At 35.3% G+C, this 22,375-nt stretch carries 21 protein-coding genes and 1 pseudogene; 5 read left to right on the top strand and 17 right to left on the bottom strand.

Annotated features, from left to right (window positions below; all coding sequences use genetic code 11):
* Positions 1–167: 167 nt before the first annotated feature.
* The 4 genes from treC to JCM10596_RS14695 form a co-directional block, all read right to left on the bottom strand.
* Entirely contained in the window at positions 168–1,886 is a 1,719-nt protein-coding gene (treC, locus tag JCM10596_RS14710) for an alpha,alpha-phosphotrehalase (RefSeq protein ID WP_025027791.1), read from the bottom strand.
* Positions 1,887–2,087: 201 nt separating this feature from the next.
* On the bottom strand, positions 2,088–3,494 hold the full coding sequence (treP, locus tag JCM10596_RS14705) for a PTS system trehalose-specific EIIBC component (RefSeq protein ID WP_439644849.1): 1,407 nt from the start codon (positions 3,492–3,494) through the stop codon (positions 2,088–2,090).
* Between the two features lie 282 nt (positions 3,495–3,776).
* Positions 3,777–4,754 carry a serine hydrolase domain-containing protein gene (locus JCM10596_RS14700; protein WP_025027789.1) on the bottom strand — a complete coding sequence of 326 codons (978 nt, stop codon included), beginning with the start codon at positions 4,752–4,754 and terminating at the stop codon, positions 3,777–3,779.
* Positions 4,755–4,963: 209 nt separating this feature from the next.
* A complete protein-coding gene (locus JCM10596_RS14695) occupies positions 4,964–5,293 on the bottom strand; it encodes a YjcN family protein (RefSeq protein ID WP_025027788.1) in 330 nt (109 codons plus the stop codon).
* 105 nt (positions 5,294–5,398) lie between these two features.
* Here JCM10596_RS14695 and JCM10596_RS14690 point away from each other — a divergent pair, with 105 nt between their 5' ends.
* The gene (locus JCM10596_RS14690; protein ID WP_025027787.1) at positions 5,399–6,070 is read left to right on the top strand and encodes a hypothetical protein; all 672 of its coding nucleotides are present in this window, start codon (positions 5,399–5,401) and stop codon (positions 6,068–6,070) included.
* A gap of 202 nt (positions 6,071–6,272) precedes the next feature.
* Here JCM10596_RS14690 and JCM10596_RS14680 read toward each other — a convergent pair whose 3' ends face one another.
* A complete protein-coding gene (locus JCM10596_RS14680) occupies positions 6,273–6,953 on the bottom strand; it encodes an aminotransferase class I/II-fold pyridoxal phosphate-dependent enzyme (protein ID WP_025027786.1) in 681 nt (226 codons plus the stop codon).
* Positions 6,954–7,136: 183 nt separating this feature from the next.
* Between JCM10596_RS14680 and JCM10596_RS14675 the strand changes: the two genes are divergently transcribed.
* Positions 7,137–7,529 (top strand): RidA family protein, encoded by a 393-nt coding sequence (locus JCM10596_RS14675; RefSeq protein WP_034681430.1) that lies wholly within the window; start codon positions 7,137–7,139, stop codon positions 7,527–7,529.
* Positions 7,530–7,539: 10 nt separating this feature from the next.
* Here the strand turns inward: JCM10596_RS14675 and JCM10596_RS14670 are convergent, their stop codons facing one another.
* Together JCM10596_RS14670 and JCM10596_RS14665 are read right to left on the bottom strand one after the other, a co-directional pair.
* Positions 7,540–8,148: a TetR family C-terminal domain-containing protein gene (locus tag JCM10596_RS14670; protein WP_025027784.1), complete on the bottom strand. Its 609-nt coding sequence runs from the start codon at positions 8,146–8,148 to the stop codon at positions 7,540–7,542.
* 1 nt (position 8,149) lies between these two features.
* Entirely contained in the window at positions 8,150–8,572 is a 423-nt protein-coding gene (locus JCM10596_RS14665; protein ID WP_025027783.1) for a VOC family protein, read from the bottom strand.
* 291 nt (positions 8,573–8,863) lie between these two features.
* On the opposite strand from JCM10596_RS14665, the gene JCM10596_RS14660 reads away from it, so the two are divergent.
* On the top strand, positions 8,864–9,907 hold the full coding sequence (locus JCM10596_RS14660; protein WP_025027782.1) for an ArsR/SmtB family transcription factor: 1,044 nt from the start codon (positions 8,864–8,866) through the stop codon (positions 9,905–9,907).
* A 22-nt stretch (positions 9,908–9,929) separates the two neighbouring features.
* Positions 9,930–11,150, top strand: coding sequence for an MFS transporter (locus tag JCM10596_RS14655; RefSeq protein WP_025027781.1), 1,221 nt, complete (start codon positions 9,930–9,932; stop codon positions 11,148–11,150).
* Positions 11,151–11,272: 122 nt separating this feature from the next.
* On the opposite strand, the gene JCM10596_RS14650 is transcribed toward JCM10596_RS14655, so the two are convergent.
* From JCM10596_RS14650 to JCM10596_RS29570, 5 genes are all read right to left on the bottom strand, one after another.
* Complete coding sequence (locus JCM10596_RS14650) at positions 11,273–13,297, bottom strand: S9 family peptidase (RefSeq protein WP_025027780.1); 2,025 nt, start codon at positions 13,295–13,297, stop codon at positions 11,273–11,275.
* A 215-nt stretch (positions 13,298–13,512) separates the two neighbouring features.
* Positions 13,513–13,941 (bottom strand): SRPBCC family protein, encoded by a 429-nt coding sequence (locus JCM10596_RS14645; protein WP_025027779.1) that lies wholly within the window; start codon positions 13,939–13,941, stop codon positions 13,513–13,515.
* Positions 13,942–14,021: 80 nt separating this feature from the next.
* Positions 14,022–14,894: a VOC family protein gene (locus JCM10596_RS14640; RefSeq protein WP_025027778.1), complete on the bottom strand. Its 873-nt coding sequence runs from the start codon at positions 14,892–14,894 to the stop codon at positions 14,022–14,024.
* Between the two features lie 332 nt (positions 14,895–15,226).
* The gene (locus tag JCM10596_RS25730; RefSeq protein WP_148302614.1) at positions 15,227–15,766 is read right to left on the bottom strand and encodes a GNAT family N-acetyltransferase; all 540 of its coding nucleotides are present in this window, start codon (positions 15,764–15,766) and stop codon (positions 15,227–15,229) included.
* Positions 15,742–15,879 carry a hypothetical protein gene (locus tag JCM10596_RS29570; protein WP_159102361.1) on the bottom strand — a complete coding sequence of 46 codons (138 nt, stop codon included), beginning with the start codon at positions 15,877–15,879 and terminating at the stop codon, positions 15,742–15,744. The genes JCM10596_RS25730 and JCM10596_RS29570 overlap by 25 nt, the downstream gene beginning before the upstream one ends.
* A gap of 184 nt (positions 15,880–16,063) precedes the next feature.
* Between JCM10596_RS29570 and JCM10596_RS25725 the strand changes: the two genes are divergently transcribed.
* Positions 16,064–16,645, top strand: coding sequence for a TetR/AcrR family transcriptional regulator (locus JCM10596_RS25725; RefSeq protein WP_051541332.1), 582 nt, complete (start codon positions 16,064–16,066; stop codon positions 16,643–16,645).
* Positions 16,646–16,794: 149 nt separating this feature from the next.
* Here the strand turns inward: JCM10596_RS25725 and JCM10596_RS14620 are convergent, their stop codons facing one another.
* The 5 genes and pseudogenes from JCM10596_RS14620 to JCM10596_RS14600 form a co-directional block, all read right to left on the bottom strand.
* Complete coding sequence (locus JCM10596_RS14620; protein ID WP_025027775.1) at positions 16,795–17,388, bottom strand: dienelactone hydrolase family protein; 594 nt, start codon at positions 17,386–17,388, stop codon at positions 16,795–16,797.
* Between the two features lie 112 nt (positions 17,389–17,500).
* The gene (gene gtfA / locus JCM10596_RS14615; RefSeq protein WP_025027774.1) at positions 17,501–18,970 is read right to left on the bottom strand and encodes a sucrose phosphorylase; all 1,470 of its coding nucleotides are present in this window, start codon (positions 18,968–18,970) and stop codon (positions 17,501–17,503) included.
* A 12-nt stretch (positions 18,971–18,982) separates the two neighbouring features.
* Positions 18,983–19,860, bottom strand: a pseudogene (locus JCM10596_RS25720) (carbohydrate kinase family protein).
* Between the two features lie 437 nt (positions 19,861–20,297).
* Positions 20,298–21,314 (bottom strand): LacI family DNA-binding transcriptional regulator, encoded by a 1,017-nt coding sequence (locus JCM10596_RS14605; RefSeq protein ID WP_025027773.1) that lies wholly within the window; start codon positions 21,312–21,314, stop codon positions 20,298–20,300.
* A gap of 253 nt (positions 21,315–21,567) precedes the next feature.
* Positions 21,568–22,239, bottom strand: a complete 672-nt coding sequence (locus JCM10596_RS14600) for a hypothetical protein (protein ID WP_025027772.1) — start codon at positions 22,237–22,239, stop codon at positions 21,568–21,570.
* Positions 22,240–22,375 lie beyond the last annotated feature (136 nt).

Below are 22,375 nucleotides of genomic sequence, written 5' to 3'. Positions count from 1 at the left end.
CCATCAGATGGAGTTTTTACTCCATCTGATGGTTAGTCGCCCTTATCAGGTTCTTAGCGTCGGTTATCTTCCCTCGGAGTCTTACCGACGGTTAGAACGTGGTAAAGTAGACTTCCATCAGATGGAGCTTTTATTCCATCTGGTGGTTAGTCGCCCTTATCAGGTTCTTAGCGTCGGTTATCTTCCCTCGGAGTCTTACCGACGGTTAGAACGTGATAAATAATGGATTCATAGGGACGTAATCTTAGTTTAACAGGGGTCTCGCTTGAATCCCCATAGTTAGACAATAGTACTTTCCAATTTTTGTTTTCACTAGCTACATGCAGGGGTAATTCAAAATCAGTTTCACTACCATAGAAATTGTTAACAACAAGCAATATTTCATCTTTTGTATTGCGAGTATAAGCAAAAATCTGGTCGTGATCTTCTAGTAGTAATTGATAATCCCCATCTGTAATAACATCGTATTGTTTACGCAACTTAATTAAGGCTTGGTAGTGGAAGAAAATCGAGTTTTCATCTGTTAACGCTTGCTGTGCATTAATTTCTGGGTAGTTATCGGCTACTCCAATCCACGGTGTACCTGTTGTAAAACCTGCATGTTTTGATTGATCCCATTGTACTGGAGTTCTCGAATTATCACGGGATTTACGCTTGATGATCTCCATAATCTCCACTTCTGACTTACCCGCTTGTTTCATTATATTGTAGTAGTTTATGGTTTCCACATCACGGTACTGAGAAATATGCTCAAATTTTGGATCCGTCATCCCGAACTCTTCACCTTGGTAAATATAAGGCGTGCCTTGCATCATGTGCACCGTTGTTGCTAGCATTTTCGCTGATTCGCGGTGATACTTACCGTCATCCCCATAGCGGGTGACAATACGCGGCTGATCATGATTACACCAGAATAACGCATTCCACCCTCCACCTTGATGCATTTCCACTTGCCATGTTGAAAGTATTTTTTTCAAAGCAAGAAAATCAAAGTCTGCTAACGCCCACTTTTCACCGTTTGGATAATCCACTTTTAAGTGGTGGAAATTAAAAGTCATGCTAAGCTCATGACGCTCTGGGTTTGTATACTTAATACAATGATCGATCGTTGTGGAAGACATTTCGCCAACCGTCATCGCATCATATTTAGAGAATACTTCTTTATTCATTTCCTGCATAAATTCATGTACACGGGGTCCATCTGTGTAGTACTTTCGACCATCCCCTGGGGCAACAGAGCCGTCATCATTTGGGAATAGCTGATCTTTGGAAATTAAGTTAATTACATCGAGGCGGAAACCATCGACACCTTTTTCAAACCAGAAGTGCATCATCTCATAGACACGTTGACGAACCTCTTCGTTTTCCCAGTTCAAATCTGCTTGAGTCACATCAAATAGGTGTAGGTAGTATTCACCTGTCGCTTCATCTAGCTTCCAAGCAGAGCCACCAAATTTTGAAACCCAGTTCGTTGGTTCGGCACCATTCACTGGCTCTTTCCAAATGTAGAAATCCCGATAAGAATGATCCTTTGATTTGCGCGACTCTTGGAACCAAGTATGCTCTGTTGAAGTATGATTGACAACGATATCCATGATTATTTTAAGCTCCCGATCGTGTGCTTCGTTTAATAAACGATCGAAATCTTCCATTGTTCCATACTCTTCATGGATTGCAAAATAATCGCTAATGTCGTAGCCATTATCCTTTTGGGGGGAAGCATAAATTGGTGTTAGCCAAATAACATCAACACCTAACTCCTTCAAATAATCTAATTTATCAATAATGCCTTGAATGTCACCGACACCATTCCCCGTTGTGTCATTAAAGCTTTTCGGGTAGATTTGGTAAACAACGGATTTTCTCCACCATTCATCTTTTTTCATTAAACTTTATCACTCCATTTCCAATTTTCATATAAAGTAGACTTCCATTAGATGGAGTTTTTGCTCCACCTGATGGTTAGTCGCCCTTATCGGGTTCTTAGCGTCGGTTATCTTCCTCCTATAGAGAGGGAAGCTTACCGACGGTTAGAACGTGACAAATGGCGATACCATTGGTCAAAACTAACCAACGGTATCCAATGATTATGCAGTTTTCTTTATTTTTGCAATTATAAATGTTAAAACGAAAGGGACAATGATGGCAATTAACATTCCGAAGAAGAATGGCAGCCATTTTTCTGGAATGATTGAAAAAATACCTGGTAGACCTCCAACCCCAATGGAGAAGGCAACAGCTTTATTTATCGTAATGACTACTGCTGCGATCGCAGAACCGATGACCGCACAAATAAAGGGGAACTTAAAGCGTAAGTTCACTCCAAACATGGCTGGCTCCGTAATTCCTAAATAAGCGGAAATCGATGAAGTAAGCGATAGACCCTTTAGCTTCTCATCCTTTGTTGCAAACATCATCGCTAAAGCAGCAGAGCCTTGAGCAATATTGGATAAGGCTAAAATTGGCCATAAGAATGTAAAACCCACTGTACCAATTAATTGAATATCTACAGCTAAGAATGTGTGGTGCATTCCTGTAATAACTAGTGGTGCATAAATTAATCCGTACAATAAACCACCAATGACAGCAAAACGATCAAATATCCAGACAAAAGTATCAGTAATGCCGTTACCAATGGCAAATGTAATAGGTCCGATTACAATAAAGGCTAAAAACCCTGTGATGAGTAAGGCAATAGGTGCGACAAGTAATAATTGGAACGCATCTGGAATTCGTTTACGTAAGACGATTTCCATTCTGGCTAAGAAATAAGATGCAATTAAAATTGGTAGTACTTGTCCTTGGTAGCCCATTTTGGCAATTTCAATGCCGAAAATGTTCCAGTAAGGAATAGTTCCCGCTTCTTTTGCCGCTCCATATGCCCAAGCATTTAAAAGATCAGGATGTACAAGCATTAAACCTAATACAATACCAAGTAGCGGATTTCCGCCAAACTTCTTCACTGCCGACCAACCAATTAAACCTGGTAAGAAGACAAAAGCAGTGTTTGCAATTAAATTAATAATACTTGCAAAATCAGCCCATTGTGTGTGGACATCTACGATTGATTGGTCATCATAGAAAATTCCAGCACCAGTTAAGATATTATTGATCCCCATTAATAAACCTGCTGTTACAATTGCCGGTAAAATAGGGATAAAGATATCTGCTAATGTTTTAATGGCACGTTGAAATGGATTCAGCTTCTTTTCGGCTGCTGCCTTTGTTTCCTCTTTTGAGGATTCACCAACACCAGCTAGTTGAATAAGTTGTTGATACACTTTATCTACTGTACCCTGTCCAATGACAACTTGAAATTGTCCATTTGTACTAAATGTACCTTTGACCAGCTCTAAACTTTCTAACTGCTCTTTATTGATTTTCGCATCATCATGCAACACTAAACGCAATCGCGTCACACAATGTGTAGCAGATGCAATATTCTCTTTCCCGCCAATCCCTTCTAAAATCTGTTCTACAACCTTTTTGTCAATAGCACTCACGAAGATTCCCCTCCAATTTGCGGTTACATTAACCTCTTTACAAGCGTTTTCATTTTTAACTTGTATATACAAGACACTCACAAACAATAGCTACATCATACACTTGTATATACAGGTTAGTCAATAAGGAAGTTAGAGTTTTTTGTTAGAATATGTCGGAAATTACTTTAGCTTGTGCAAAAACTAGTGAGAAAAACTCGGCAGAAAAAAAAGGACTGCTCATCGCAGCCCATCTATTATGCTCATAATCTTACAGATGCCTAAAATTCTCTCTTACTTGTTATCTTCAAAAACTAATTCTATATGCTTTTTAATTAATTCAATTCTATCCTTAGCTCTGGGCATAAAACAAGCGGTCATTACAACTACCATTTTCTTTTCAGGATTGACAAAAATTATATTTCCACCATCCCCTAGAGCCGCATAACAACAATTATCGCCGTCAATAATCCACCACAAATAACCGTATGACAACTTTCCACATCGGCTGTTTTCCCTACTACTTTCCTCAATCCATTTTGAGGATAGAATCTGCTTACCTTCCCACATACCACCATTCAAGTATAGCTGCCCGATTTTTACCATATCCCTAGGTGTTAAAGTAAGTCCCCATCCAGCTGTGTTCACACCTCTAGGATCTACTATCCAACCGCTAACATACTTATCTTTCAGAAAAGCGAAATATTCATCTTTATTACGTATTATCATTTTGTGTGGTACTCTGATTTCAAGTGGCTCAAACAAATTTTCTTTTGCAAAATCAAGTACAGAATCACCTGTTGCACTAGTGAGGATTCCCGATAAAATCTGTGTACCAACTGTGGAATACCTAAAAGGTCCAATCTCACTTTTGCCACCCAATAAGTCTAGCGCAGCTTTTGTCCAATCATCACTAGAATAAACCTTTGTATATGGCTCAGATTTGTATTTATACGGTGCAGTCATTGTTAACAAATTCTGTATTGTGACATTCTGTATCATTTTTTCACCACGTTTGACTATATAATCGGGGAAAAAATCCAATACTTTCTGATTTACACTTTTAATATAACCTTGATCAATGGCGATCCCAATTAGTGTAGAAATGATGCTCTTTGTAACAGATGCAATATGTATGGTATCATCTTTGGTTAACCCATTGAAATACTGCTCATAAACTAACTTTTCATTCTTCATAATAACAATCCCTGCCGTATTGGGGTACTGTTCTTCAATTACTTTTTCAAGATACACAATTTTACTGTTATTCATTTTTTATAATGATGTATTTGTACAGAATACCTCACTATTCTCCTCTCTTATTTGTGCATCAATATTGATATAAGTAATCCTAATGTACTATAAAATTATTTGCAATCATTAGCATGGCATGAATTAACCATTACAATATCCTATTTTTTCTTTGGAAAAGAATTGACAGATTGACAAATTAGTAACATACTCGTTAATACATAAGATCTTTAGCCCTCACCGTAGTATTCAGCAAAATATAAAAATCCAGATTTCCTTACAAGATAGTTTCTTAACTCTCCTTGAGTAGCTTTTTCAATTGGTGGTTTAGTAAGGGTATATGCTTTGGCATTTAATTCAGCAAATTTCTCTTGATCTACTTCATTATGATATTCATCGTCAATAATCTCAGTGGTTAAAGCAATATGGGGATAACCCATAATAAATACTTGTGTTCTTAATGCCATACTTGGGGTTGAATGCAATAACAAAAAAATTATTGCTATAAGTACTATAAAGATGAGCTTTTTCTTTAAATTTATTTTTTTGATAAAATTCATTATTTATTTAACTACCTCCCTGAAAAAATGTTACATTCACTCGCTTTATTTGTAAGTCTATTCCACAAACAAAGTACTAACCCTTCTTGAAAAGGAGAGAAAATCATGAGTCGAAAATTATCTATTTTGATTTTAGTATTAATAGTCTTAGTGATACTCAGCAGCTGTTCGTTAGATCAAGGAGCCAATTCAATGGATAGTACCCGTGAATATGAGCAGCTATCGGATAGACTTCAAGCTCAAATTGACAGAAGCCAGGATGACTATTTGAGTGCAGAAAGTGATAAAACTTTGGATGAGCTTATCAGATTGAATTCTATCATATATGGAAGTTTCACTTCGACTGGGGCTTCCGAAATATTGGCGATTTTCAAGGTTAAAAATACCCCTCATGCTTTTGGCTTTGATAGAACAATTGCCGTAATCTATGATACGGATACCTACAAATTGAAGAGCCAAAAAACATTTGTAGCAGATAATGTCTTTATTCAGTTGCTTGAGAATGCTGATCAAAGGCATAATATTTTATATATTGGAATAGTAAGTAATCAAGGATATACAACTTACGATATTGAGCTGTTACAGGTCGAAGCAAATGAATGGCTTTCAAAAGAGATTTCTCATGAAAAGTTTGCAGATACTGATGCATTTTCTTTTTCCGACCATGTATTACAAGTTTTCGAATTGTCTTACAGTAACTATAATCCGGTTTACAATCATAAATATTCACTTTATTGGGATGGTTTAGAAACCATATTTAAGAAGGAGTTGCCATAAACCTGAAACCAGTAGGATATAGCCTATTTTCGTTCTACTTGAGTCATTAAAAACCTCCTCAACTTATGTTTGAGGAGGCTTTTCATAGATTTGAAGAATTATCCAACGTTAGCTCCAATATCAGAACTTAAAAGTATTACTCCATCTTCATTTGACCCTAAAAAACCAAATGTCTCCATCTCCCCCACTTGACGAACCATCCTTAAGTCATTGCTTTTTTTATTTCTTTCTTAATATGTGTCATGCCAGTTTTTATATCCTCTAGCGATGAATTTGAGATGCATATCCTAAAAGCTTTTTCTGGTAACACATTATTTATAAAATAATCTGAGCCTTGACTGATCCAAACATTTTTACATTTAAGGTTATTAACTAGGGAATTTAGCTGCACATGATCTGGAAGTCTAAACCAAACGAATATACCAGTTTCGGGAACGTAAAAATCAACTCCATTCCCGCTGAATTTCCCTAAAATCCCTCTTACATAGTTCATCTTTTTTCTATATTCTGATTTCACCTTAACAATGTGCTTTTTATACATACCACTATGAATAAAAATCTCCAAGGCTCCCTGAGCCAATACGGAAGTATTGAGGTCTGTACATCTTTTATGAATTAAAAACTGTTTTTTTAGTTCTTCATTTATAACTGCTGCTCCTATCCTAATACCAGGCATAAAAGTTTTGGAAAAGCTTTTAATATAAATAACCCTGCCATTATCATCATAATAAAAAGCAGGTAGCCTTTTGTTATTGCTTTCTAAATCCACCAAATAATCGTCCTCAACTAGATACACATCGTACTTATTTGCTAATTCTACAATCGTTTTCTTATCTTTTTCTGAATAAGACGTATCTAGTGGGTTGTGAAACCGAGAAATCATATAGAAAAACTTAAGAACTTGGTCCTGATCATATCCCCCTTGCCGGAGTTTCGTTTCCAGCGAGGGGCTGTAGCTTATTATTCAAAAATTTTACATTTACATGTATACTTGTGTTATATGGACAATTACATCGTGCATCGTGATCGAAATTTTACCATCCCAATACAGAAAGGACTATATATAATGAGTAATGTAGTTAGTAGATTAGATTCTTCAGGAGTAAGTAAAGCAGTAGGTAATTATACTCACATAACAAAAATAGAGCCTAATGCAACATTTTACACATTTTCTGGTCAAGTCGGAGCAGATTTAGATGGAAATTTTCCAAAACAATTCAATCAACAAGTAGACAATACCTTTTTAAATATATCAAATTTGTTGAAGAGTATAGATTTAACACCGGATAATGTGATTAAGGTTAATATATGGTCAACAGAAAAAATTGACTGGGATTACTTTTATAATGTATATGATGGCTTTTTTGGTAAGCCTTCCCCCTCAATGACCGTTGCTTATGTAAATGCCTTAGGATTAGAAGATATACAATTAGAAATTGAAATATGGGCAGCTAAATAACAATCATCCCTCATTCAATTTTTGAGCCATCAATACCATTTCTCCTAAATGCGCGGAGTATGTGCTCTATTATTACACTTGCTTCATTAATTGCAGTGTCTATGTCTTTTTTCTTTCCAATCCACATAACTGCTTCATTCATGGAGCCGGAAAGGATTGAAGATAAAGCATCAATAGAAATATCCTTTAACTCTCCCATCTCATGCATTCTAGTGAGATGGTCTTTCAGATGTCTCTCAGAATGCTTATCATCAATTTCTTCCCACATATTCCACCCTAGTACAGTTGGAGCATCTACAATAAGTATTCTACGGTATTCCTCGTTAAGCATCGTGCGAATAAACGCCATTGAACCATCAATTAATGCCTGCCAGTTATCCTCATGAAGAATTGCTGCTTTCTCTACCTCATTAGCTACATTTTTCTGTAGTTCTTCCACTACAGCTTGAAATAGCCCTTTCTTACTTTTGAAGTGATGATATATTGCTCCTCTGGTCAAATTTGTTTGTTGAACGATTTCTTCTAAAGCAACATTTGCATAGCCCTTTTGAGAGAATTCTTTATAAGCCACCTCTAATATTCTGGCTTTTGTCAACTCTGACTGCTCCTGATTTTTCATGTTAATCCTCCAATTGATACATTTTCAAGAATTCCTCTGTTGGTGGAATATTCTCAATAACATCAATGAGTATGCCTGCCGGATCCGTTATTATGAAATGTCTCTGCCCAAAGTCCTCATCCTTTAGGTTTTTCACTATGCTAACTTTGTTTTCCTTAACCAATGCTTCGTACAATTCCATGGCATTTTCAACTTCAAGATTGATCAAAAATCCGCCAGCCTTTTTCCGATATACTTCTGGTATTGTTTCATGCTGATAATCAAGAATAGCCAGTTCAAACTGTTTGTCTTCCTGCTTAAGAACAAGACTTATATACCAATCTGAATTAAAGGTTGTTTCAAAATTGAAAATAGAGATATAAAAATCTGCAACTTCTCTCACTTTATCTGTCATGATAACAGGATATACACTGCTAATTTTCATATAGTAACACTCTCCTTTTTCCTTTATTTTTACATACATTCTGTATGTATGTCAACGTTGAATGATATTTATTCTTAACTGACACAAAGTTCATGTCTAAGATCGAGAAATATTAAACAGCAGCCTGAAGCTTTTGAAAGATTCGATCGCAAGCTAATTTTGTAGAAGTATAAACCCGTGAAACTAAATCAAAATGAACTTCAGTTCTTTCGTTCTAAAAATATTGAATAAAAAGTTTGATAGTTATAGAATATTAGATAGGTGAAAATCTCAAAAAACGAGGTGTTAAATTTGGAAGTTTTAAATCTTACAAGTAGGAAGAGGGAGACTTACAAGATACAACTTGAATACTCAATATTATGGGAGTGTGCTTTAGGAATAGCTGCGATTACCAATACTCCACTACTTAAAACATTAGAAAAGTCACTTGATTATTGGAAAGACATTAAAAGTTCTTTATCGAATGAATTACTAGAACAATTGGATTATGTAGAAAGGAACAATACCTGGAAAGCGATACTTCAATTGCTACACAAAAGGAGATTTTCTGACATATCGGAGTTCACTTCATACATACAGGATATACCTGACAATGATATCAAATTTGTTTGTTTACCTTTTATAGGAATGGAATTCCAAGATATTAGATATCAAGCTGCTCTTGGTGAGAAATCAGCTATTAGGGAATTGAAATTTTTAACAAGAAATAATCCATTTTTTCCTAGCTATATTGAATTCATAAGTCATTCAAATACTGACAATCTAAAAAAACATCTGATTAGTGTGATGAGAGGCTGGTATGAAACTGTTATAAAGAAAGAGTCTGAGAAACTAGATACGATCTTACGAACTGATTATGATACAAAAAAAGAGATGCTAGAAAAAATGACTCCCGAAGAACTAGTTGAATGGTCAACTGGAGGGCTCACTTATTTACCCGAACCAAGTGTGAGTAATGTGCTGTTGATCCCTCAATATATCTATCGGCCTTGGAATATAGAAGCAGATATAGAGGATACAAAAGTGTTTTACTATCCAATAGCAAATGAAAGTATTTCTCCTAATGATCGATATGCTCCAAACAACTTTTTGGTACTTAAACATAAGGCGTTAGGCGATGAGGTTCGTATGAGAATCGTCAAACTATTGTACGAAGAAGATCGAGCCTTACAGGAGATCACGAATCAATTAAATATCGCTAAGTCTACCATTCATCATCACCTCAAGATTCTTAGGGCAGCTAAATTAGTTGAAATCAACGAATCGAAGTATTCACTTAAAAAGAAAGCTCTTGAATTTTTAGCTAAAGAATTAAACCTTTTCTTAAATAAGTAATGAATATTAAAGAGGGATGGCTGTGAGTAATAGCATTTTAAAAAATCGTTCATTTGTTTTTGTATGGATTGGTAACGGTGTCTCCGAATTAGGAGGTGCTTTTGGTACTTTTTGCAACTCAATCCTTATCTATCAACTTACAAATTCTACAATGGCATTAGGGAGTATGTGGTTACTTTATTTTATACCGTCTCTAATTCTGCAATTGTTCATTGGTCCATTTATTGATAGATGGAGCCGAAAGTGGACCATGATATTATCCCAATGGACTAGAGGGCTGATATTCTTAATACCACTCTTGGCATTGCTTTTGGGAAACCTCGAACCGTGGCATATATATACGGTTCAAATAATAGTAGGGTTAATAACTCCAATCTATACACCTGCTAACCAAGCAATTACTCCAACTATTGTGATAAAAGAACAATTAAGCTCTGCAAATGCTTATATTGATGGCACAGTAAGACTAATGACTTTCCTAGCTCCAATATTAGGTGGTTTCGTTGTAGAATACATTGGTGTTACACCAACATTTATTTTTGTTAGTACCATTCTTATTATAAGTGGAACATTATTGCTATTTATAAAAGAAACAAAAGTGACACAGGATATACGGAAAACTTGGATGGAACAGTTCGTAGAAGGTATATCCTATTTCTTCAAACAACCAATTATCGTTTGGCTAGGAATTTTCTTAGCTTTTGTACAATTTGGGGTAGGGGTTACCATGGTAATAACTCTCCCTTATATAACTGAAGAATTATCAGGGAGTTATTCTGAATATGGATACTTTATGGCAAGTTTTCCATTTGGATATGTAATCGGTTCAATGTTAGTTGGAAGAGTGACATATAAAAGTCGTAGAATCATTATGATGGGTGCTTTAGTAATTGGTGGTCTAACATTTATCTCGTTAAGCATTAATAACAGCATCATTTTTGCCATTTTTACGGAGATTATCGCTGGAATTGCGATGGCGTTTTTTAGTGTGCAAAATATAACAATATTTCAACAAACCGTGCCCAACCACTTAATGGGAAAGGTTTCCTCAGTTCGACTATTCATTATTAGAGGTGCTATGCCCTTAGGTGTGATTATAGGTAGCTTTCTGGGGGAATTATGGGGGACACGCCCCCTGTACTTACTAATTGGCTCGATCATTTGTACTATTTCATTATTGGGAATATTTCTACCCTACTTTAGGTTCATTGATTCAAATATTGAAGAAAAATTTCCCTCCTAATTTCGATCCTTATTTAATTAATGCTCTTTATTTAATATTTTAGATATAGGTTAAGCAATTCTCTATGATGTGATACTTGCTCCTATGGTACACTGTTTCCTATGAAGATATTCATTTTTTAATCATAACACCCTAAAATCTTTCATACTTTCTCCAAGAATATAGTGTGAAAACCACATCAAATTCTGCTTCATAATAGCTACATTAATTCCTGGCTGGTCAGAACTATGCCCCATTCCTTTAAATATAACTAGTTCTGTATCAACATCCATATCCCTTAGTCCTTGATATAGCTCATATGCATTTGTAGCTGGAACTCTTGCATCCGTTTCACCATGTTGGATCAATGTGGGAGTACAGGCTGATTTAATATATGTCATTGGTGAAGTGTGAGCATATATCTCTGGATCATTCCATGGATCATTTCCTAAATACGTCCTAATATAGTAATGCATATCTGTATTTACATAATGGGTACTCCAATTACTAATTCCACCTCCAACTGATATAGCCTTAAATCTATCACTAAATGTAGAACAGAAGGCTGATATATATCCCCCTTGGCTCCATCCCATAACCCCTACTCTATCCTTATCTGCAATACCCTTGTCAACTAGTCTATCCACTCCAGATATAACATCATCGTAGTCACCAATTCCCAGTTTTCTATAGTTTGCTTTTAAGAATTCATTACCATATCCTGAACTTCCCCTGTAGTTTGGTTCTAAAACGATAAAGCCCTTTTCAACAAACTGCTCAATAGGATATTTTTCTTCGAAACAGACTGAAGGTATTGGGAAAGATGCCCACGTTGGCCCACCATGGATTACTACCAATAAAGGGTATCTTTTATTTGAATCAAATTCTATCGGGGTTGACAGTACCCCTTCTATTTCAAGACCATCACTACTTTTCCATGAGATTATTTCCCTGTTACTTTTAAGTTTCCTCTCAAAAATGCTATTCTCGTTTGATATTTTTTTATCATCTAAATAGACTTCAAAGATTTCATTTGATGTAGCCTTATTATATGATATATGATTTCCATCCCCTGTTATAGAAGCATCTATTATACAGCAATCTATTTTTTCACTTAGCATCTCTACATTGCCATCCTCAGAAAGTAAGCCAATAAGATAATTAGTTTTATCCTGCCATTTCATTAAAATCCCTTTAGCTGTCCATCGTATTGGAATAACAGTGCTATCAAAATCTGCTAAGGGTTGAATTAGCTCTCCACTATGAATATCACATATCTCTAGCGTACTGTCTTTTATATTGGTCTTATAGTAATCCTTTTCCCTTATGCTTGCTCTATAACATATTTTGGTACCATCAGGAGAAAAACAAACACTTCCCTCCAATAACTTATTTGTATTAATCTTATGTAACTCTCCAGCTTTAATATCTAATATGTATAGATCTCCATTCGGATCATCGTCTATATTTGGGGTTGGGGTAGTCATGAATACAACCTTTTTCCCATCATTTGAGATATCAAATTCATGGATATGAAAATTTTTACCATCAGTTAGTTGATACGCAACTCTATTTTCGTTTTCATATTTATTCTTACCATCACTACTAGAACCTTCTGGGTACTCCAATTTATCATTGGATTTTGGTATCATCCCTTTTTCTAATTTAATATAAAATAAACAATGATTCTGGTACTCCTTGTCTATATGATGGAAATCTCCATATAGTTCCTTGCGTTTCTTTATTGTTTCAGATTCTTTTGACTGAGCAACATAATAAAAGCCCTTGCCAGTAGGCTCCCATTTGAATTCACTTACCCCTTCTTTCTCATTAGTAATTTGAACCCTACTCTCCCTATCAATTGACCTAACAAAAATCTGATTTTTCTTATTTTCCCCGTCACCAACTGAACTAAGGTATGCAATATGTCTAGAATCTGGAGACCATAATGGGTGTGTACAATCTACATCTCCAGTTGTTAATGGATAACATTGCCCCTTGTCTTTTTCATATATCCATATGTGATTACTATATTTATTTTCTTTCCAGTTCGTTGTCCTCTTGACAAATGCTACATTTTTACCATCATCACTTATGTTTGTACCTGATAAGGTTGGTAAAGAAATAATCTCTTCTATACTTAGATAATTTCTACTATTACTACGCATTAATAAACCTCCTCTTTACACCCAAAAAGGACTGCCATCGCAGCCCTTCTATTCTAGATTTAATTGTTGTTTATTTTGTTTATACATCATTCCAAACCTCATCATCTACATCATTATCCCAAAAATCTAAGCTACTTTCGCTCGCCTTTGTTAAATCCTCAGATAACTTTTTTTCTTTTTTCGCTTTTAAATATCCTTTCCTATTTTATAAAGGACTAAAACTTGCGTTTCTGATAAGGGAGTCCCTCTCCCTCCTCACAGTACATTTTAAGGCTGTAGAGAAAAATGCCCCAATTATAGTTGCAAAAGCGGTAAAAGGGAGTAAGTTCTCTCCAATTTAGATGCTTTAATGTAATCGATGATTTCCCTCCACTTTCTTCAATCTCAAAGGAGACTATTGTATCGATCCATTCCGGATCAGAGTCAACACAATACCACACAACCCTCTTGTTTGTTATCAGTTCTTCGATGCGCATCTTTGTCAGATCATTTCTTCCGAATCGAAATTCGTTAATCGATCCAATCTCATCATTAACGGTTAGTTCATTAGTCCATATTTCCGAAAGCCCCTTGGTAGTGGTTAACGCTTCATATACCTTTGATGCAGGCACATTGATTGTTTGTAAGTGCTCAATGTTTACCATTTTCATCATTCTCCTTTAAATGATAATATTTCTTCTTCCAATAACGCTCTCATTGTAAATATTACAAGAACATACTTCTTTTATTCCTCTCCGGTATACGCTGCCTTCAATGGCCCGATCTCAAGCTTTTTCATCTTTAAAACAAGATCCATGACCCGATTCGCCCGATCTTTATCCTCGTCTCTAAGATATTCATTTAATACCCGGGGAACAATTTGCCAGGAAACACCAAATTGATCTTTTAACCAACCGCACTGCTCCGCATGAGGTACTGCGGAAAGAGTATCCCACAATTGATCAATCTCTTCCTGGCTGTCGCATAACACCATCAATGAGATGCCTTCGTTAAAGGTATATTCGTGATCCAGACCACTGTCCATGGCAATAAACTTTTGATCTCCCAGTTGAAAAGCTCCATACATCAATGCCTCTTTATGGTTGGTCAACTGATCCTCTCCATAATGGTAAAGATCATGGATTCGACTTCCCTCAAAGATCGATGTGTATCTCCCAATAGCCTCCTCAGCCTGTCCATAATGGTCCTTTGTAAATAGGAGACTTGGTACCACCATGGAGTCCATGTTTTTCCCATAGGTCAATTGCCAGCTAACACTGTAGGCGTCTTGTACCCATCCGTAGTATTCACTGAATTCGTAGCTTTTGAGAGGCATCAGAACCTTGCCTTCATTCGATAATGCCTTCCAGACGGCATCGATTTCCTCTTTTGACTCCAGATAAACCGTAAAGGAGATGGACGGATTTTTCTCAAAGTTGGCTCCTCCATTAAGAATACCCAAATCCACACCACCAATCTCAAAATCCATGGTAATAACCTTTCCATCCGGTCCATAGGTAGCTCCTTTTAGCTTGCTTTTCGGAAAAACAGAAGTATAAAACTCCGCCGCCTTTTCTCCATCCTTCTCAAACCAAAGAACAGGAATAATATTTTTCATGAGAAATCCTCCTTGTCTTTTTTAACGACATCTATACATTTATTTTTCTCCAAGAACTTACGCTACTGTCGCTTCATGATTTGTAATTTCATTATATCAATACATCTTCATCTATATTTCTTATGGATTGCGATGTTTAAGGCCCTTGAATTTCAGTACTTAACAGATTGCACAACAAGCCCAGCTTGAGTTACTTCAAGCCAATTGAAATATGTTATACAACGATCTTATTTTGATGCCATGTTAACACTTGTAATATTATGTAAATTATTACTCGACTTTTTATTTGCGAGCTGAGTTATTTACACCTGTTTGAAAGTTTTACATGCCTGTCAAGCAGGGTTTATGGTCATTCTGAAACTCCAATTACCAATTTCCTTACCATTTCTCTGTATCGTTGTGTAATCAAATTCAGTAAAACCGTTTTTGAGGTAAAACCTACTATTAATCTCCGTATTAGTAAATGTGATAAATGTCACCGGCTTAGTACCACAGCTTTGATTCATAATATAGGGTATAACACATTCATTAAGCATTTTAGTTCCCAGTTGCTGACCCTTACAAAATTTATCTACTGCCAGAAATTCAAGCATCCAAGAATGCTCTTTTATCCCGTTGCAAGGCTTGTGCCCTTCTTCAAGAACATCTAAAAATTTCAGAAGCTTAGGAAGAAGACTGATCTTTTTCAATAGTTTGAATGCTCCTGAGCGGAAATAATCCAATAAATTAATATCGGGGCTATGAGGGCGCGCTATCATTGCAACACTTTTAATTTTTCCATTCTCCTCACCAACAAAACACTCATTGTTCTTACTATAAGTTTTTATATAAACAAGATATACGTCACTCATAAAATTTGTAAAACTATCCATATCGTTAAATTGCTTCGAATTTCATCGCATAAAGGATACTCTCCAAATGCCAATGCACTCATTCTAGCGATATCTTTTAATTCATCCAGCTTAGCTCTTCTATAATTAATCATCTTTATCCTCCTTAATTCTAATTAGCAATTTTCCAAAGTGCTTTGAAAGACGACAACAGTTGATTTATCTGTATATATGTATCATAATTGAACACAAGTCGTTTTTCTATATACAATTACATTTGTTAATGTCTGATAAACGACACATTTAGAATAAGATGTCTGAGAAAAAGGTGAATATTTTATGGGTATGGAAAATGATGATAGACGGGTAAGAAAAACAAAAAGGGCATTGCGAAATGGACTTACTGAATTGATGGTTGATAAAAACCTTCGGAACATTACAGTCCGGGAACTAACCGATAAAGTGGATATTCACAGAGCAACATTCTATGCTCATTATATGGATATCTATGATCTATATGAGCAAATGGAGAATGCAGTTGTTGAAGAGCTGAATGATATAATTATGCAGAACTATTCAAAACCCCCCATCAAATTTTACACAATATTATTTGAGTACATTATTGAGAATAAGCAATTATGCCGCATGCTATTTGGTACAAAGGGGGAGGGGCGCTTTCTGATTCGCCTGAACAGTTTATTCGAAGAGAAATGTATTGTAACTTGGTGTAAGGAATGGGGAATTTCTGAAGTGAGTGAAGAATTGAAATACAATGTACGATATCATGTGCAAGGTTGCCTTGCCATCATTAGTAGATGGGTAGAATCAGACTTTACACATCCAATGGATGTGCTTGTAAAAATCTTGGCTGATATCGATAGAAGTATGGAATCTTATGTTATGAAAAAACAGAAAGCATGAAATTTGCCAGCCACCCCAAGTCCCTCTACTGTTATTGGTGTCGAATCAATCATAGTGGAGGCTGTATTCTACTCTTTACTACAACAGAAAAAAGCCAATCTCCTTCTTGAAGATTAGCATCTCTTTAGTTGAATCACTTCAGTTCTCAATCAATGTTTCCTAATAAAGTCGAGCATTTTATCGAAAGCGCCTTCCGCTGATTTTTCATTATACTTAGGAGAGTATGGGTCGCTAAACCCATGTTCTCCATTAAATTTATGAATTTCTGTATTACTTTTATCAAGATTAGAAATTAATTCATTAACATCAAAGGACTGTTCTTTTTGCGGAAAGAATAGAATTGTGGGACTTGATGGAACTATGTCTTTGAAATCCCTAATTCTTGAACCATAATATCCTACTATCCCATCAAGATCATCTTCCTCACTACACAACCAAGCAACAGTTGCTCCTATACTAAATCCAATAATATATATTTTTTTGTACTCCTTTTTAATACTTACTAATACATTTTTTATTTTATATACAGCATCAGTGAACCCAACATTCTTTATAAAATTTTGATAGGCAATCTCCTCTTCGGAATAATCGAAAGTTTGCTCATGTTTTAGTAAGTTCGGACAGATAACATCAAAGCCCTCTTCTGTTAATCTTTCGCAAAAATTCGTCATATGTTGATTAATCCCATAAATTTCGTGAATTACAATAATTAATTTATCTACCTTATTCAGTTGCTTGACCATTTTATGTCTACCCTCCACAAAGAATATAATCAAAAAATCATTGCATACCAAGTTTATTCCACAATACGAAAAAAAGGAAGCGCCAGAACCATCCCCGCACTTCCCAAACCCATTAAACCGTATACTTAACAATCTTCCCATCACCATCAGTATACTCAATCACGGATTTACCACTATTTAAATCAATAAACAACTGACAATACGTGTCATCCTTTTCCCAAGCCAAGCGGACTTCATCACTTGCAGAGTTCTGAACCTTAAATTCACCATTAAATGCTGGGTGTTCATTTCTGAATCTGATGAGTTCTAATTGTCTTTGCACAACGTCTTTTTGTAATGATTCTTCGATTTCTTCGAGGCTGAAGTTATGTCTGTTAATTTCACGGCCTTCACCTGTCTTCTCTACATTTTCAACGTCATTTTCTCCTGCTAGAAGACCGACATAATAAACTTGTGGGATACCAGGTACGAAGAGTTGGATCGCTCTTGCTGCTAAATAGGCGTCATCATCACAATTTAAAACTGAGTAATATGAACATCTAATTTGATGAACATCAAAACCGTCCTCTGCTTTATGTTCATCTGATAAAACAAGGCTCAAGTTTGAACCTCTTTCTAAACAAATATCCACTAATTTTCTTGCTTCTTTCGTATCAATTAATCCGTCCATATCTGGTTTCACAGGGATACCATCGTGACAATCAAGCATAGTGAATTGTTTTTCAGGTCGATTTTTTAAATACTCATACAGTTTCACACTAGATTTATTAATCATTGTATCTAGCACGGTATACGGAAGGATAAAATCATAAATCCAAAATCCACGGTCTGCTAACTTGTATTGAATCGAATAATGAGAATGAACTTCAGGCAATAATTCAATATCTAAAGAATCCGCTAACTCCTTGATCCAATCCAGGAACTGATAGATTTCTGGTTCCACAAAAAAGCAACTCGTACCAAGCTTTTTAATGATGTATCCAACGGCATCTAATCTAACAATTTTCACGCCATTATTGCTAAAATTCACGAAGAATTCCGTTAACAAGTCTTTTACTTGCTGTGATTTGACGTCTAAATCAATCTGTTCTGAAGGATTTGTTTTTCCAAATGTGGTCCACACCGACTCTTCTTCACCCGTTTCTTCAATCGTGAAGGTTGAATACGGCACTTCTCTTCTTAGGAACATTTTATCAATGTCTTCTTGCTTTGGCTGTCCGTCTTCCCACAACTTATCTAAAGTAATAAACAAATCCGCATACTCTGAATTTCGCCCTTTTTTGAGGAAGTCTTGAAAATAAGAAGATTGTCTCGAAATATGGTTAACCATTAAATCCACTAACACATCATGATTTTTTCCGATTTTTTGAATATCCTCCCAAGTCCCATGTTGTGGATCGATTTCTAAGTATGTTAATGGAGCAAACCCCCGATCACCTGAAGATGGGAACGGTGGTAAAATGTGAATTCCACCTTTAAAAATATCTGAAAAATGCTTTAGAAGCACATTATTTAACGTATTTAAATTTCCTCCAAGTGAATCTGGATAAGTGATAAGCTGTACTTGATTTTTTAGCTCCATACTCTCGACTCCTTACAAACTATAGATTTCTTTAATTTCTTCAATTGTTGGTAAATCCACCACTGCCCCAATGAATCTCAACTTAAAAGCACTCACTGCGAATCCAATACGTAAAGCATCCTTAATGGTATATCCTTTAACGATTGCAGTATAAAATCCTGACCAAAAGGCATCTCCTGCACCTGTCGTATCCATTACTTCTTCAGCAAGTGTATTAAATTTAATCGTTTCTTTCCCATTTGAAACTAACGCCCCGTCTTTCCCAAGCGTCATAATGACAAGCTTTGCTCCTAGTGCTAAAAACTTCTCAATATGATTTTCATAACTATCCTGACCAAAAATGCGTTCTGCATCAACTTCAGAAGCTTCACAATATCGACTTTTCCAATAAACGATTTCACATATTCTAGTCCATCTTCGCCCTTTTCCCATAGCATCGGATGATAATTTGGATCAAAACACACTAAACCATTATTGACTCTCGCTTCCTCTATACATTTCTCAATCGTACGCCTTGCTTGCGGCATCGAAATAGGCCAACAAGAAAAATGAATAATCTTCGAGTTTCTTATCGCTTCCTCAAGTTGGGAAGTATATTCTAGATGGTAGTCTGCTCCTCTATAAAAAATAGGGATCGGTGTTAATTTACTTTTCGTGACGACTACCAAACTTGTCGAATAATCAACCTTTTGAATACACCTTGTATCAATTTGAACTTTTTCCAATTGCTTGATTAAAAAATTTCCAAGTCCATCATGCCCAACGGCTGATGCGACTAATGAGTTAATCCCTAATCTTTTGGTGTTTATGGCGATATTTGAAGGAGAACCACCAAAAAACTTATTATATGTTTGACACTCAAAGGTGTCATCGTACTCTTCCGATATCATATCAATGAGGAGTTCTCCTATTGTTAGGATATCATTGCTTTTATGTTGCAAGTCCATTTTTTCATTAAAATTAAACATCATAATCCCTCAACTTTTGACCATGGATTTGATTTCATGTTTTATAGTTTTTCTTAAACTATTTTTTCCTTAGAAGTTAAAAATCATGCAAATTTCTCCAGAGCTTCAATGCTTTAATTTATCACAGCCTCTCAGTTAAAGACTAAAAGTTGAATTCTAAGATATTAGGAAAAGGTTTTCCTGATTAATTAAAATTATATGCTATTTTTTGAGCAAAAATCAATAGTTGCTACGAATAAGTAATACGATTGTTACTAAATGAACTATATTTTCTTCACAATTAATTTCTTAAATACTATTATTATATGAATGAAAGCACTAGGAAAAGGTTTTCCTATATTAATAAAAAAATTAAACCCTTATACTCTCCTTACACTGTTTCTTCTGATAATTTTATGAGGAATAAACTGAGTTGTTGGTATATTTGTATGCTTGTTATCTATTAATTTAAAAAGCGTTTTTGCTGCCTTTTCACCCTCATCGAAATATGAGATCCGTACGGTCGATAGTTCAGGACTAAAGTAATTGGCATATTCTGAATCATCAAATCCCATGATGGAAATATCACCAGGTACATTCATGTTTGCACCTTCCAAAAAGCGTATAGCTGCAATCGCCATAACATCGTTACACACCATAACAGCTGTCGGTAATACACTATTTTCCTCATAAATCTTCTTCATACATCTGAATCCTGAGTTAAAAGAAAAATCCCCATGTTCAATATACGAATCTGGAACGTCAATCTTATGTTCCTCTAAAGCTAGTCGAAATCCTTTTAAACGTTTTTGACCTGAAGAGAAATCATTTTCTGGACCACCTATTAATGCTATCTTTTTATGACCATTTTTAATTAAAAAAGAAACCGCATCATATGTAGCCTTCACATTATCATGAATGACTGTCTTAATTTCTTCGTCACCATCAGCCGCTTCTTGAGTGACCAATACAATGGGATAATCTTTATTTTTCATTTCTTTTACCAATGAACCATTTATTTCTACCCCAGCAAACAAAAGACCATCGACTTTTTTATCTGTCAAAATCTCTAATAATTCTAATTCTTTTTCCTTTTGGCCACCTGAATCACAAACCATTAGCGTATATCCTTTTTGTTCACATACACTATTAATCCCCTTTGTCAGTGCACCAAAAATAGAATTAGAGATATCAGGGACCACGATACCAATGATGTGTGTTTTATTAGTGATTAAACCCTTAGCTAACGCATTGGGCTTAAAATTTCTTTTTTGAATGACATCATATACTCTCTGTCTTAACTCTGGACTAACCGCTTTTGTATTATTAATGACTCTTGATACTGTTGCGATTGAGACATTTGCCTCTTTGGCTATATCTTCAATTGTTACTTTCATCTCACCACTCCCGGATGTTCCTGAATTATTCTACTCAGTAATTTCATCAATGATTTTAAGCAATCGTTCCTTAGCAGTATTCATGTTGATATTCATCTCATCCATGAATATTTTATCTAATTATACCATTTTAGATTACCTCTCCACCAGTTGCCTGTCAGCTACCAAGCGTCTTGGTACTTACTCGGGTTGGACCTTCGATCGTAAAAAAGAGTTAAAACAGACACATAGACCTGACTCATACTACTGACTATTACATTATTTCAAACTCTCTTTGATAAGTTTTATACAGAATATACTTCTGTAAACCTTTTGCCTGCTCAAGTGCTTCTTTTGCAAAACGCTTTGCCTCATCACGGTTTTTTAATCTATTCTCTATTTCAGCTAGAAGAGCACTTTTCATCCAAGGAATTGGAACTTGCTCAATTAACTGCCTTGCTTCATTTATTTCTCCTTCTTCTACCAAAACTATCGATTTATAATATTTCATATAATTAACTGGTTTAATATGTTCGACTTCATGTTTTGCACTCAGTATCTCTTTTTTGTATAATGCATAAATCACTTTAAATAATGCTTGCTTGTTTTTAGCTTTATACTTGCTCAACAATTTGCCAATAACCTCTTCTACTTCTTCATCAATGTTATTTGCTAATGCATAGAAAAGTTGGTAATTAGGATTCTTTTTATTATCGATCAGGAATTTTTCTATCTTGTATATATCCTTTTCCCAAAAAACGATGCTTAAAAAAGGGAATATTAGTCCAAAGAACACTATCATAATAATTGTCGTTAACGCTATATAAAAGTTAATTTGTAAGATAACCATAACAATACTTACTAAAAATACAAGCATATAGATGCCAATAGTTCTTTTGAAATTCATAAAATGCTCCCTCTGAAAATAATTCTCTTCTAAGTACATAGATATGGAACGACCCTCTTTTTATTGAGAACTCGTTCCATATTCCAAATCGTATATTATCTATTTTCATTATACTACAAATTCACAATTCTTTATAGACTATACTTTCAACAGTTCTCATATTATACTATTATTT

Origin of the sequence: Caldalkalibacillus mannanilyticus JCM 10596 (assembly GCF_000615945.1) — a bacterium.
Classification (GTDB): Bacteria; Bacillota; Bacilli; order Caldalkalibacillales; family JCM-10596; genus Bacillus_AT; species Bacillus_AT mannanilyticus.
This window is presented reverse-complemented; position numbering and strand designations above follow the sequence as displayed.